Raw genomic sequence first — 14,535 nt, 5'->3', positions numbered from 1 at the left:
TGGCGAGTCATTCCTGTGACAGCGGCAGGCCGGTGTAGACTGGCCCCATCATGCCAGGAGACCTGTGATGAGACCGATCCTCACACTACGCCAGTACACCGAAGACTTGATCGTCCACAGCCACGACCACGCTCAACTGGTGTTCGGCTTGTCGGGTGCGCTGGACTTCGAAGTCGATGGCCATGGCAGCCAGGTGGTGCAGCAGAGTTTCGTGGTCGTCCCGTCCGGTTTCCATCACGCGTGCGGCAGTCGCAATGGCAGCCGTTGCCTGGTGCTGGATGTGCCGAGCGATCAATGGATTTCACAGTCTCTGGGTGACCACGCCGAAGCCAGTCGCCGCCTGCTCGACAACGCCGGGCGCCTGCCGCTGGATGCCGGGCAAAGCCAATTGGTCAATTGGCTGGCAGGCAGTCAGGTCAACGATCCGTTGATCGCGCAACAAGGCGCAGTGCTGTTGCTGGCCAGCCTTAATAACGCCAAACCTGACAGCGTCGGCGGACGGCGCCTGCCGTATGCGGCGATGAATGCGCACATCGATCAATACGCGGCTTATCCGCTGCAAGTGGCAGATCTGGCCCAGGTGGCCGGGCTGTCCAGCGCTCGCTTGCACGCACGGTTTATCGCCGAATGCGGGCAGACGCCAATGGACTACATCCGCAGCCGGCGGCTTCATCTGGCGGTGGGATTGCTGCGCGATTCACCATTGCCCATCGGCGAGATTGCCAGCCGGGTCGGCTATAGCTCCCAGAGTGCTTTCGCCGCGGCGGTATTGCGTGAGTTTGGCGCTTCCCCCGGCAAACTGCGGCGCGAGGCTGGCGATAAATGACGCGAGTCTGACGACAGACACGCCAAGCCTCACGCGATTTAATGTAGCCGCTGGCGAAGCCTGCGTCAGACTCGGGCTGCGTTCGGACGAAGCGGTCGCAATCGGGACAAATGCGATGTGTCTGATGCACCGCGTTTTCCGGTTTTACGACCGCTTCGCAGTCGGACTCAGGCTTCGCCAGCTGCTACAAGTCCGTGGACTCTGTCGGTTTGGCTTACTACGTTAATCAAGGATTGTAATGACTCCCCGTACCGCCCTTGGCGCTTTGCATATTGGCGCACTGATGTTTGGCCTGACCGGTGTGTTCGGCAAACTCGCTGCCGCCTCCCCCGCTGTCATCGTCTTTGGCCGTGCCGCGTTTGCGGTCCTGGCCCTGGCGGTGTTTGCGCGCTTCGCCAGCAACACCCGCTGGCAAAAGCTTGAAGCCGTGGACTGGCGCCGTCTGCTGCTCAGCGGTTTGTTGCTGGCCGGGCACTGGGTGAGTTTCTTCATTGCGGTGAAAGTGGCGGGTGTGGCGATTGCGACCCTGGGTTTTGCCAGTTTCCCGGCGTTTACCGTCATTCTCGAAGGGCTGGTTTTCCGCGAGCGGATTCGCGCCAACGAAATCCTGCTGGTCGTGCTGGTGAGTGTCGGGTTGGTGCTGGTCACCCCGGACTTCGATCTGGCCAGCGGCGCTACCACCGGCCTGCTTTGGGCCGTCGGTTCCGGGCTGTTGTTTGCCTTGCTGTCACTGACCAACCGGGCCAGCTCCGGGCGAATCCCGCCGGTGCAGGCCGCGCTGTGCCAGAACGTGGTGGTCGCGGTGTGCCTGCTGCCCGTGGCGGCACCGCAATTGAGCGAAGTGCGCGGCATCGACTGGCTGTGGATCGGTCTGCTCGGGGTGTTCTGCACCGGCGTTGCACACAGCCTGTTCGTCGCCAGCCTGGCGGTGATCAAGGCACGCACTGCGGCGGTGGTGTTCGCCCTGGAACCGGTTTACGGGATCACCATGGCCTGGCTGCTGTTCAATGAAAACCCGACGCTGCGCATGCTGGTCGGCGGCGCGTTGATCATCGTCGCGATCGTGGTGTCCAGCAGGCTGTCGGGTGGCTCAAGCAAAAAGACCGTGGTCGCTGAAGCGGCGTCTCACTGAGTCCGGTCGTTGTGGCCCAGGTCGCGGTCCGGGTCAATCTGATCGCGGACCCGCTGCTTGAGCACCTTGGCCTCCGGGAAACCGCCATCAGCCTTGCGCTCCCAAAGCTGCACCTCGTCACAGAAAATATGGAACACCCCGCCGGTGCCGGGCACCAGCGACACTTTGCCCAAGTCATCGCCAAAGGTACTGAGCAGTTCCTGGGCCAGCCAGGCGGCACGCAATAGCCATTGGCATTGCGTGCAGTAGGTGATGACGATTTCCGGTTTGTGCGCGGTCATGACAGGCGAGTCTCTGAATCTGAGGGCGTCGCTATCATAGAGCCTCAGCGGATACCGGCCAACAGACTGCGGGCGGTCTGGCGAAGTGGCTCGTCGCCGTCCTTGAGCAATTCATTCAGCAGCGCGATGGCGTTGTCGAGATCGCCATCGTCAATGCAGGTCTGGGCCTGCTCGAGTTTACCGGCGTTGTTCGGCTCCAGCGGCGCAAGGCTCAGCGGTTCATGTTGCAATGACTGACTGACGTCGCTGAATTCATCGAGAACATCGACAGCCTGCAACGGCAGATCAGGTACCGGGTCCCACTCCAGCTCGGGTTCCGGCAGCAATGACGCGTCGGGCAATGGGTGCACGTCGGGCGTCGAACTGTCGAAGGGACTGACGAGATCCCAACTGGAATCCATCGATAAATCATCCAGGTTCAACTGGAAACCGTCGTTGGGTGAGGCTTGCTCAGGGGCGACGACCGGTGCCGCGACCGCAGGTACCGCACTGTTCAGTTTCGGGTGACGGGTGCGGATGTCCTGAAGTTTTTGTCGGTCAAACCCGGCTTGTCGCAGGCTGTTTTCCTGTGCCTCATAGGCGGGCACATCACCTTGTTTACCGAGCACCTCCAGCAGTTGCACGGCCAGGTCCGAGCGTTGAGGCTCTTTGCTCAGCGCCTCTCGCAACAAGGCTGCGGCTTCGGAAAAACGACCATAGGTCAGGTAGATGCCGACACCTTCCAGCACATCGCCTGCTGACGTTGCTTCACGGTGATCGGTGGCCGGTTTAAGCATGGCGGTGTGTGCCAATGGTTGTGCTGGACGATCGTGTACCGGCTCCTGCCGTGACGGCAAATCGGTGAAAGCCTCGGGCAACACCAGAACTTGCTGGCGTCGATGACGAACGAACCACCCCAGCAGTGCTAACGCCACCAGCGCCAGCAATCCAATGATCAACTGCCAGTGGGTCGCTCCCTGCTCCTCGACAACGACGGGTGTGGGCGCGACAGGCACTGGCGCCACGGGCTCGGCGGCGGCGTGAGTGACTTCAGCCAATCGGGTTTGCAACTCGGTCACCTGTTTTTTCTGACCGGTGATCTGCTCGTCCTGTGCTTGAAGCTTTGAATTCAACTCGTCAACAGTGGTTTGCAGCTGCTGGTTGTGCAGCACGCTGGCGGCCAGTTGTTCGGCAACAACGGGATCATTCACGGGGACGGTGGCAGGTTGCACCGCTACCGGCACTGCGGCGGATTTCTTCACCGGGTTTGATGGCGCGCTGGGTTTGACGACGGGGAAGGCAGAAGACTGAGACGTGGTGACCGGCTCATCCGCGACGGGTTCGACACCCGGAGTACCCGGTGGGTCAATCAGTACCGTGTACTCACGCAGCACGCGCCCGTTGGGCTGATTGAGCTGCACCACAAAATTCAGGAAAGGTTCGCTGACCACTTTGCTGGAGGTGACCCGGATCAGGCTTCGATTGCCCCGCAGGATCGGGGTGAACTTCAGGTTGTTGAGGAAGAACAACCGCTCCACGCCAGCGCGACTGAATTCATCTGCCGTCGCCAGACTGACCGACAACTCCCCCTCCTCCAGCCCGCCGACATCCACCAGGGCGATGTCGGCACTCAATGGCTGATTCAGCGCGGAGTGAAGCGTGATATCCCCCAAGCCCAGCGCGGGCGCCAATGCCGAGTAAGTGATCGCACCACCGACCAGAAACAACCTGGCGCCACACCGTAAAACCAATGGCCAACTCTCAAGCATGAGCATCCCTTAGATAACAGAACCAACCTATGCGTGTTCGCACATCCGTTACGAACACGATATTGCGTAGTAGTTCTTTATAGTCTGCCCAGCGGGGGTATCTCAAAAGTCTGGCGAGGGGTTATGCGTCAAGATTTTTCCAGGTTGGCCAAAATGTGCCCGTGAACTCGCATGCAGACCTTTAGATCGGCCTCGTCGACGCCTGCGAACAGCTCTTGGCGCAGTTGGGTGGCAATGGTTTCAATTTGTTCGATCAGGGGAAGGGCCGGCGCGCAGAGAGCGATTTTTTTCGCCCGGCGGTCTTCCAGCACCGCTTGGCGCTGCACCAGTCCCTGGGTTTCCAGGCTGTCGAGCAATCGGGCCAGGGTCGGCCCTTCAACACCGACGCTTTGCGCCAGTTCACGCTGGGTGGGGGCTTGTTCGAAGCGTGCCAGGTGCAGCAGCACTAGCCAGCGAGCCTGGGACAATCCCAGCCCCGCCAGTCGACGGTCCAATTCGGCACGCCAGCCTCGCGACATCTGGGCCAATTGCATGCCAAAGCGGTGTTGATCGGTTAACGGCATAAAACACTCATGATTAGACTGAAGTAATAAAAACTAATTATTAGCCAGCTAAGCATGCCCCTTGGCTTGAGGCAAGGCTCGGTCTGTAGTGAATCGTTACATCAACCTACAAAACCGCTTAAACCTCAAACTCCGATTGCAGGGCCGCACGCACGCAATACAAAACCCCTTCTGGCACTCGCCCGGCAAACAGCGCGGCAATCTCCGAAACCGCCGGCAACTCACCTTCGCCGTCGAGGAAGGCATCCTGGACTTCGCCCATCAGCTCTTCAGGCAAATCCAGCGCCTGCTCCAGCGACAACTGTTGCTTGCCGATGGCCTCGGCGAGCATGGTGTAGACGTTCTTCTCCGAACACTGCAACTGACCGGCGATTTGCAGCGGCGTCATGCCGGCTCGGGCCAGGGTGATCAGTTCGTGGCGCACGTCGGCCACGACTTTCGGCGCTTCGACCTGACCGCCGAGCACTTCGAGGAACGCTTCGCCGTAACGCTCCAGCTTGCGTGCACCGACGCCGCTGACCGTGGCCATTTCCGAGAGTGAGGTGGGCTGGCTGCGGAGCATTTCCAACAATGTCGAATCGGGGAAAATGACATACGGCGGCACGCCATGTTCTTCGGCGAGTTTGCGGCGCAGAGCGCGCAAGGCTTCCCACTGCTCGCGCTCTTCGCCCCGGACCAGTTGGCTCGCCTGGCTCTTGCTGCTTTTGGCGGTGGTTTGCGGCTTGAGGTCGCGGCGCAGTTCCAGGGTCACTTCGCCCTTGAGCAGCGGCCGGCAGGTGTCGCTCAGGCGCAGGCCACCGTAGCCTTCGAGGTCGATGTCGGCCAGGCCACGGGCAACCAGCTGTCGGAACAGCGACCGCCACTCACTCTCGCCCATTGCCTTGCCAACACCAAACACTGACAGATGCTGATGACCAAAGCTGCGGACCTTTTCGTTGTCCTTGCCCAGCAACACGTCCACCAGGTGCCCGACGCCATAACGCTGGCCGGTGCGATAAATCGCCGACAGCGCCTGACGCGCAGGTTCAGTGGCGTCCCAGGTCTGCACGCCATCGACACAGTTGTCGCAATGGCCGCATGGTTCGGGCATGTCTTCATCGAAGTAGGCCAGCAACGTCTGGCGACGGCAGCGGGTTTCTTCGCACAGCGAGAGCATGGCGTCGAGCTTGTGCTGCTCCAGACGCTTGTGGCGCTCATCGCCTTCGGAGTTTTGCAGCATTTGCTTGAGCATCACCACGTCTTGCAGGCCGTACGCCATCCAGGCATCCGCCGGCAGACCGTCACGACCGCCGCGACCGGTTTCCTGGTAATAGGCCTCAAGGGACTTCGGCAAATCGAGGTGAGCGACAAACCGCACGTTGGGCTTGTCGATGCCCATGCCGAACGCCACGGTGGCGACCATGATCAGGCCTTCCTCGTTGAGGAAGCGTTTCTGGTGATGGGCCCGGGTTTCGTTGGGCAAACCTGCGTGATACGGCAGCGCCGGGAAACCTTGTTCGCTGAGGAACACCGCCACTTCGTCGACCTTTTTGCGCGACAGGCAGTAAACAATGCCGGCATCGCTGCGCCGCTCGGCCAGGAACGCCAGCAACTGCTTGCGCGGCTGCTCCTTGGGCACGATGCGGTAGAAGATGTTTGGACGGTCGAAACTCGACAGAAAACGTTCGGCATTGTGCAAGTGCAGGCGATCAACGATTTCTTCGCGGGTACGTTTATCGGCGGTGGCCGTCAGGGCGATACGCGGGACGTTCGGGAATAATTCCGCCAATTGGCCCAGTTGCAGGTATTCACGGCGGAAGTCGTGACCCCACTGCGATACACAGTGCGCTTCGTCGATGGCGAACAGGGCAATTTCAAGGCTTTGCAGGAACGCCAGCATGCGCGGCTGGACCAGACGCTCGGGCGCCAGGTAGAGCATTTTCACTTCGCCACGCTTGATGCGGGCCGCCAGGTCGCGCTGTTGTTCAGCGCTCAGCGTGGAGTTCAATGCAGCCGCCGCGACACCCAGCTCTTCGAGGGTGGCGACCTGGTCGTCCATCAGTGCGATCAGCGGCGAAACCACCACCGCCAGGCCTTCACGCAGCAGTGCCGGGACCTGGAAACACAGGGATTTGCCGCCACCGGTAGGCATCAGTACCAGGGCGTCGCCGCCACTGGCCACGCGCTCAATGATTGCACCCTGACGGCCACGAAAACTGTCGTAGCCGAAGATGTCCTTGAGGACGCGTTGAGCCTGTTCGAGCATAAAAACTCCAAAAATCACAAAAACATCCCTGCAAGGCTGGTTCAGAACCACGCACGCTGCACCGACAAATCGTAAGGGCGCGTTGCATGACGCTTCACATTTCAGCCGGGACGCCAGCAGGGCATCACAAAACGCGCGAGTATACCCGAGGCCTCCCTCGCACAGGGCACCGCTGATAAGACACATGAAGCAAATCCAATGAAGAACCCTGTGGGAGCGAGCTTGCTCGCGATGGCGGTGGGCCAGTCAACATTGATTTTGAATGTGGCACCGCTTTCGCGAGCAGGCTCACTCCTACAGGGATTGCGGGGTTGCCTGTTCTTACGAGGGTGCAAATATGCCGCGCGGCTGGCCTGAGCGCTCAAGAAGGCCTAGAATTCCCGCATCGAACATTCCCCAAGGTAGCCCTTTAATGTCCTTCGCTGAGCAACTAACCCGTTTGCAAGTCTTCCTCGACGCCGACGAACTGCATGACGAGGCGCTGGACTATGTGGCCGCTCACGGCTACCTCACCGCGCTGTCGATCTGTTCCGAAACCGTTCCTGACCGTGAGTGGATCGACGCCCTCTTCGCCGAAGAACCGCATTACAGCAGCGAAGCGCAGCGCGAAGAGATCGAAGCCACACTGATCGGCCTCAAGGCTCACATTGCCCGCCAACTGGCGTCCGATGAAGAATTCGAACTGCCATGCGACCTGGACCTGGGCGAAGAGCCGGATGATTCCGACCTGCGCGGCTGGTGCATCGGTTTCATGGAAGGTGTGTTCCTGCGCGAAGCAGCCTGGTTCGAAAGTGCCGAAGATGAAGTCAGCGAAATGCTGCTGCCGATCATGGTCGGCTCGGGCCTGTTCGACGAACAGCCAGAGTTCGAAGACATCGCCAAGGATGCCAACCTGATGGACGACATGATCGTTCAGATCCCGGAAGCCCTGACTGCGCTGTACCTGCTGTGCAACGCACCAGACGAAAAACCGGCGATCCTCAAGCCACGTCACCACTAAGGTCTTGCCTATGGACAACCCCATAGGCAACCGCCCCCTGATGTTGCGCTATGTGCTGCTGGCCATCGGCTGGCTGAGCGTAGCGCTGGGGGTGATCGGGATTTTCCTGCCAGTTTTGCCCACCACCCCCTTCCTGTTGCTGGCCGCCGCGTGCTTCGCCCGCAGTTCGCCGCGTTTTTATCAGTGGCTGGTGGAGCATCCACGGCTCGGCCCGTGGATTCGCGACTATCTCGACGGTAACGGCATCCCGCTCAAGGGCAAGGTCTACGCCATCGGGCTGATGTGGGCGAGCATCCTGTTCTCCTGCTATCTGGTGCCCCTGCCGTGGGCGCGCGGGTTCATGCTGACCAGCGCCGTGCTCGTCACGATTTATATCCTGCGACAGAAGACCTTGCACAAGCTATGAGAGGCTTCAGCCCGAGGCAACCGTCACAACTCCGCCGGTGACCGCTCGTCTAAAACCAGCCGCAACCTGTCAGATTTGACAGTAGCCAGAATCCCCCTCCCAGACCATAAATAACTCCGTCGCCCATTCCTTCGACCGGAGTTATCACCATGCTCATCCAACCGCCGAGAGACGTTGCACCCCTGGCGCTGCGCGAACCGGAAATCCCCGGCCGTACCGAGCCGCAACTTCCGTCCGGGGAATGGGGTATTAACCGAGCCGCCGCGCTCGACAACTTTCCCGACAAGGGTTTGAAAGTTCATCTTCCCGACTGGGCGAACATGAGCAAAGGCGACAAGGTTGAACTCTTGCTCAATGGCAACGTAGTGGATCAACACACACTCTCCGAAGACACCGAAGTGGGCCAACGCGTTACGTTGTGGATCGCGCCGGGTCGCCTGCAAACCGGTACTTATTCACTCGCCTACCGCGTGACTCGTCTCAGCCAGGCCCCCGAAACCTCTACGCCCGCCACCAAGCTCTACATCAAACTCGAATTACCTGGCGGTCAGGATCTGAACCCGGAACCGGGAGCCCACTCCGAGCTGTTCATGTACATCGACCCGGCACTGATCGCCGACGGTGTGGACAAGGACGTCGCCAAGGACGGCGTGGACATCACCGTCCAGGCCAAACCCGGTAGCCCCGAAGAATCGCCCTACCCGAATGTCTTCGAGGGCGACGTGATCACGCTCAGTTGGGGCGGCATCATGGTGCTGTCCGACCCGGTCACCCAAGAGCAGGTCGATGACCCGGCCAACAATCCCATTGTGATCCACGTGACCGAAGCGGTGATTCTCGACGCCGCGGATTCAGGGCCCGATGGTCTGGCCGTGACGTTCCTGATCCACGACAAGGTGAACAACGCCGCCGAAGACTGGTGTGAAGAAACCCGCATCATGGTCGACACCGGCAACTCACGGCTGGAGGCGCCGATTCTCAAGCAGGCTAATGGCAGCGTACTCAATCTGGACAGCCTCGGCGACGAGGAGCTCGACCTGCAGGTTTGGGCCGCCCCCCCGGTGATTTCATGCTCGACGATGTCATCATCATGCACGTCAAGGGCACCACCCTTGAGGGTGAGCAGCTCCATGCCAGTGCTCGCCAACCCATCGAGAAGAATCCACCCGTCGTAGTCGATGTTTTCCTGCCCAACAGCGCCGCACGCAAGCTGGCCAAGACCCAGGCGATATTTTCCTATGAGCTGGAGCGTGGCGGCTCGGTCATCCAGCGCTCGAAGGGCCGGTTCATCAACATCATCGGTGAACCCAGACGTCTGGCGGCGCCCAGCGCCGAAGATGCACTGAACGGCAGCATCGACCCCGACCTGCCGAGCACCCGGGTACAGATCCCCTTCGACGAAATCTTCGAAGAAGGCATGGGAATCGAATTGAAATGGCTCGGTACCCGACCCGACCTGAGCACGTATGACCCAGAGTTGCAGTTGTACCTCCCCAGCCACGGCGAAATCGACGCAAGGGAAGATTTCTTCATCACGGTCGAGGGCCGGCACCTCAAGACCCTGGAAGGTGGCACGCTGGACCTTTCGTACAACCTGCTGAGCGACGAGGACGGCGAGATTGTCCGCCGAGCGTCACGGCATGCGGCGTTGCTGAATGTCGGTGAAGCGCAATTGGAACTGGTCAAGCCGATCGTCCTCGGTGAAGCAGACGGCATCCTGGAACCCAACGAGCTTTCTAACGGCATCAGCAAGGTGACCTGCCCCAACCCGGTCTCCAATCCGAGCAAGGCCAAGGACGTGGTGACCTGGCAGTTACGGGACGCCGCAGGCGCCCTGATCGCCGAAGACTCAAAAACGCTCAATGCACTGAGCGCAGGCAAGGACGTGGATTTCCCCCTCAACGCCGCGCTTGTGCAGCAATACTTCGAAGCGCGACGTCATGAAAAACTAAGCGTCAGTTACAACATCCTGCGCTTTGAAACAGGCAGGACCAGTTATTCAAACCCATTGACGTTCTTCATTGGCGCCTTTGAACAGGATCTGACCACTTTTGACCATGAAAACTGGAACGATTGGGAAAGAGGAGAAGCAGCCGCCGATCCAAGGGACTGGACGATCATATTAGAGGATGACAACTGGCTAGCCAGAAACAACACCTTTACCAATAATTCTGCCGGCCCTGTCCTGCAGAAACAATTTTTTAACCTGCAAGCAAAAAACTCCTATTCATTCACGATCAATTACCGGAGAACTCCCCTTGGCCGCGATGTACCATCCCTTTCACTACATGCGGACGGAATAGAAATTGCCGGCCCTGTTGTGGTTACCGAGGTGACATGGGAATCGCTCTCGGGAACTTTCGTTGCCTCGTCCTCCAAAGCAACACTGGCAATAGTTAGTCATATAGCATCAGGATATGGTAACGATTACGAAATTGATGATATCGAGGTAAAACTAATTTAGATCAGTATCTAAAGGCATAACATCCGCCACCTTACCCACCGGTAGATGGCGGATTTCAATCAAGTATGCCTGCGGCAGCGTTGTAAAAAAACGACGCCGTACCGGTCATGAGACGTCCGTCCGACACCACGCCTGGCACGTTTCACCAGGTCCCACCCACGCCAACCGTTCGTCGAAAAGCCAGCCTAACCTGTTACTTCTGACAGTAGCCAGATCCACTTTCAAGGTTCCAAATCCTCCTCATTACCTTCGTAACGAAATAGCCGAACGTATTGGGAAAGGAATTGACCATGACCTCTTACACCCGCTACCTGCCTCTCGTTGTCGCGCCGCGTGCCGGTCTCCTGGCCCTGCATCCTCTGTTCGTCACCGGCATGACCAGGCCGATAGTGGGGGGTGATGGCGGCATCAGCATTGCCGTAGTCAACGACCATGCCCAAGGGGCGCTGTTTGTCATTGACCCATGGGTTTCCATACTGGAAGGCGACACGATTGACGTTTTCCTCGATGCGCAAATCGTGTACCACCACGTAGTGACGGCAACGGAGGTCGATCAGCGCCTGTTCTTCTACGTTGAGGCTGGACGATTCGTACCCGGCTGGATCGAGCAGTGTTATTACCTGTTACTTCGCAAAGGTGAAACAGCGCCCGATGATCCTTCGGTAGCGCTGCGACTGCGGGTCAAGCTTGACCGCCCCGCAGGCCCCGACAGGGAGCCACACAAACCGGGGCATTCGGAGCTCAAGATCGCCCAGTTGCCCGAAGAGGTCATCAGGCAGGGGGTTGATGCCGAGTGGGCGGCCAAGGGTGTGCCGATGACCCTCCAGCCCTACCCCAACATCGCCTTGCGCGACACGGTACAGGTGAAGTGGGGCAGCGTTTTTCTCAAGCCTCTGGTGCTCACACAAGCGCATGTCGACGGCACGCAGCCCATTGTGATCACTGCCGACCAGGGCGAAATCCTGGCGGGTGGTGACAGCGCGGCCCTACTGATTCAGTACGAGGTGTACGACGAAGTCTGGAATTATTCGGAAAAATGGTCGATCCCCACCACGGTCAACGTCGATGCCGGAGCCTGGCGCCTGGAACAACCCATCATCAAGGAATCGGTCAATGGCGTTATCGACCTCAAGGGATTGAACCAGCAAGACGTCACGGTGCAGATCCATGTCCGCACCGAGGATTTCGAACTCGGCGATACGATCACGATGACCTGGATAGGCACGCCACAAATCGGCAAGCCGTTGATCCACACCCAATCGCGCGACATTACCAACGTACCGAGCATCCTCGAACTGAAAGTGCCTTACGAAGAAGTCCGCGCCATTGCCATGGGCTCGGCCGATGCCTCGTATGTGCTGACCAAGAAAAACGGTGGCCCCCCGCTCTCCTCCAAACGTACCTTTGCCGATGTGATCGGAGACGGGTACGCGCATCCCGCACCGACCATTCGCGAAGTGGTGGGTGAGGTCCTTGAGCCGGACGTGATGTATGCCACCGTGGACATTTCGTACCTTGGCATGACCGACGGTGACGTCATCGAACTGATGTGGGACGGTTCCTTGTCCAGCGGAGCGCCGTATTTACATACGGAGCAACATACCGTCAGCAGAAATGAAGCCGCAGACAAGCTCATAACGATCTACATACTCGACGAGCACATCAGTGTGCTTGCCAATGGCCGCCTCACGCTTTGGTATCGCGTGTCCAATGACAATGCTGCGTACGGCGTGAGCGAGTCCGAGCGCTTGCTGGTGAAAGTGCAGGCGATTGCTGCGACATTACCCGCGCCGCAAGTACCGGAAGCGCCGGACGGAGTGCTGGATCCGTCAAAAGTATTCGACAAGGTTACGGTGCGGATCGACTACACAGGAACGGTGAAGGACGACATTCTGACTTACTACTGGACCGCTATCAGTTCGGCCATCAGTACCAGCGACTGGCTTCCCATCACCACCGTCTCGGCGGGTAAACCGGTCAATTTCCGTGTCGATGCAAGCTACGTCACGCCAAGCATCGGCCAATACGTCAAGATCCGCTACACCCTCAAACATGCCAGCACCCAACTGCTGAGTTATTCCGCTACGTTGAACCTGCAAATCGGACAACGGGTGGGAGATCTTCCCCCACCAGAAGTGGTTCAAGCGGCCAATGGCAGTCTTGATCCCATAGTCGCAACCAACGGTGTCGACGTGATCGTCAAGTACGACAACATGGATCCGGCCCTGGACACCATTGCCCTGAAATGGCGTGGAACCCCGGGGCCTGGGACCTCCGTCGACCTGGAACTGCCGGCGCATGCCAGTGGTCGGGTGCAATTCCATCTCCCGGCCACCTTTATCGGTCCCAATATCGGCAAATCTGTTGCGGTGAGCTACGACGTCAAGCGCTACAACTTCTGGAACACATCCGAGCTGCTGACGCTTGATGTGCTGAGGTTTCAGAATCCAGAAACTCAACTGCCACGCCCCGAGGTGCCCCAGGCAATTGCCGGCGTCCTTGATCTGATGGCGTTCTCTGGCAACCCCGATGTCGTTGTACAAAAGTGGCCGTTCATTGCCCTCGGGCAACGCCTCTGGCTGCGATTGGAAGGCAAGACAATCGCCGGAGCGGATCACCGCATCGTGTTACTCGATGGCGTACTTGTCACGGCCGGGCAAGTCAGCAACGGGCTCAAGGAAATCCTGTCACGCACCGAGCTGCTGAAACTGGCGCATGCATCGGCGGCGACTGTCTTGTGCAAAGTGGCATTCGACGGTGCCAACGATGAATCGAGCGCCATCGCGTTTCCGTTGTTGCCGTTAACTGTCCGGACCCGCTATGACTACGTCACCCCAGTCATTACCCAAGTCAGTGATTCACGAGGCGAGGTTGCCGAGGGCGGCTTGACCTTCGATAAGCAGGTGACACTCAAAGGAACGGCAACGCGAGGTGAAAAAGTCGAGCTTTACGATGGTTCCACATCATTAGGATCTGCTGACGTTGGCACCAATGGCACGTGGGAAAGATTACTGACCAATTTGACGGTGAAGAATTATCACATCACCGCCCACGCTCTTTATGATGCCGATCCCGTGTCCAGCCTGCTTCGGGCCTTTACGGTAGAAGCGGCGATCACCCCGACGATTGACTCTGTCAAAGACTCCAAGGGAGCAGACGTCCCACTCAACGGCGCCACCTTCGATACCAGTGTCACCGTCACCGGCAAGGCGAGCCCTGACCAGGCCGTGCAGTTGTATGACGGCAGCACACCGATCGCTCCCGTCACACCGGTTGATAGCAATGGCGACTGGAGCAAGACATTTACCGGCCTGAGCGTCGCGGCGCACACGATCAAGGCAAAAGCGCGGTACGGTACGGAACCCGAATCCACTGCTCGCACCTTCACCGTCTTGCAAACGGTGACGCCAACCATCACGGGGGTCAGCGATTCCAAGGGAGAAGTCCCACTCAACGGCACCACCTTCGACACCAGCGTGACTGTCTCCGGCAACGCGAGCCCTAACCAGGCCGTGCAGTTGTATGACGGCAGCACACCGTTCCCCTCTGTCACACAGGTCAATGGCAATGGCGACTGGAGTCAATTACTCCCCGGCCTGAGCGTCGCACCGCACACGATCAAGGCAAAAGCGCGGTACGGTACGGAACCCGAATCCACTGCTCGCACCTTCACCGTCTTGCAAACGGTGACGCCAACCATCACGGGGGTCAGCGATTCCAAAGGAGAAGTCCCACTCAACGGCACCACCTTCGACACCAGCGTGACTGTCTCCGGCAACGCGAGCCCTAACCAGGCCGTGCAGTTGTATGACGGCAGCACACCGTTCCCCTCTGTCACACAGGTCAATGGCAATGGCGACTGGAGTCAAC

General features: G+C 59.1%; 11 protein-coding genes. 7 read left to right on the top strand and 4 right to left on the bottom strand.

The annotated features are described in order from the left end of the window. Nucleotides 1–67: 67 nt before the first annotated feature. Entirely contained in the window at nucleotides 68–826 is a 759-nt protein-coding gene (locus C7534_RS16295) for a helix-turn-helix transcriptional regulator (protein ID WP_109786375.1), read from the top strand. A 238-nt stretch (nucleotides 827–1,064) separates the two neighbouring features. Then, a complete protein-coding gene (locus C7534_RS16290; RefSeq protein ID WP_109786374.1) occupies nucleotides 1,065–1,958 on the top strand; it encodes a DMT family transporter in 894 nt (297 codons plus the stop codon). Here the strand turns inward: C7534_RS16290 and C7534_RS16285 are convergent. The 4 genes from C7534_RS16285 to recQ all read right to left on the bottom strand — a co-directional run bounded on the left by C7534_RS16285 (nucleotide 1,952) and on the right by recQ (nucleotide 6,795). Continuing rightward, nucleotides 1,952–2,239 carry a SelT/SelW/SelH family protein gene (locus tag C7534_RS16285; RefSeq protein ID WP_046032765.1) on the bottom strand — a complete coding sequence of 96 codons (288 nt, stop codon included), beginning with the start codon at nucleotides 2,237–2,239 and terminating at the stop codon, nucleotides 1,952–1,954. The two genes, C7534_RS16290 and C7534_RS16285, sit on opposite strands and share 7 nt — an antisense overlap. A gap of 44 nt (nucleotides 2,240–2,283) precedes the next feature. Beyond that, on the bottom strand, nucleotides 2,284–3,987 hold the full coding sequence (locus C7534_RS16280; protein ID WP_109786373.1) for a FimV/HubP family polar landmark protein: 1,704 nt from the start codon (nucleotides 3,985–3,987) through the stop codon (nucleotides 2,284–2,286). A 128-nt stretch (nucleotides 3,988–4,115) separates the two neighbouring features. Then, the gene (locus C7534_RS16275; RefSeq protein WP_046032763.1) at nucleotides 4,116–4,550 is read right to left on the bottom strand and encodes a MarR family transcriptional regulator; all 435 of its coding nucleotides are present in this window, start codon (nucleotides 4,548–4,550) and stop codon (nucleotides 4,116–4,118) included. A 118-nt stretch (nucleotides 4,551–4,668) separates the two neighbouring features. Next, nucleotides 4,669–6,795 (bottom strand): DNA helicase RecQ, encoded by a 2,127-nt coding sequence (recQ, locus tag C7534_RS16270; RefSeq protein ID WP_109786372.1) that lies wholly within the window; start codon nucleotides 6,793–6,795, stop codon nucleotides 4,669–4,671. Nucleotides 6,796–7,207: 412 nt separating this feature from the next. On the opposite strand from recQ, the gene C7534_RS16265 reads away from it, so the two are divergent. The 5 genes from C7534_RS16265 to C7534_RS32520 form a co-directional block, all read left to right on the top strand. Then, nucleotides 7,208–7,795, top strand: coding sequence for a UPF0149 family protein (locus tag C7534_RS16265; protein WP_046032761.1), 588 nt, complete (start codon nucleotides 7,208–7,210; stop codon nucleotides 7,793–7,795). A 10-nt stretch (nucleotides 7,796–7,805) separates the two neighbouring features. Further along, nucleotides 7,806–8,201, top strand: coding sequence for a YbaN family protein (locus C7534_RS16260; RefSeq protein WP_109786371.1), 396 nt, complete (start codon nucleotides 7,806–7,808; stop codon nucleotides 8,199–8,201). 149 nt (nucleotides 8,202–8,350) lie between these two features. Further along, nucleotides 8,351–9,376, top strand: a complete 1,026-nt coding sequence (locus tag C7534_RS16255; protein ID WP_109786370.1) for a hypothetical protein — start codon at nucleotides 8,351–8,353, stop codon at nucleotides 9,374–9,376. After that, nucleotides 9,271–10,665 carry a hypothetical protein gene (locus C7534_RS16250; RefSeq protein WP_146206176.1) on the top strand — a complete coding sequence of 465 codons (1,395 nt, stop codon included), beginning with the start codon at nucleotides 9,271–9,273 and terminating at the stop codon, nucleotides 10,663–10,665. Before C7534_RS16255 ends, C7534_RS16250 begins: the two co-directional genes overlap by 106 nt. A gap of 290 nt (nucleotides 10,666–10,955) precedes the next feature. Next, nucleotides 10,956–14,535: Ig-like domain-containing protein (locus C7534_RS32520; protein WP_109786368.1), on the top strand; the 3,580-nt coding region annotated here is incomplete at its 3' end.

The organism is Pseudomonas sp. OV226 (assembly GCF_003148705.1).
Classification (GTDB): Bacteria; Pseudomonadota; Gammaproteobacteria; order Pseudomonadales; family Pseudomonadaceae; genus Aquipseudomonas.
The sequence above is the reverse complement of the archived record's forward strand: the minus strand, read 5'-3'. Positions and strand labels throughout refer to the sequence as shown.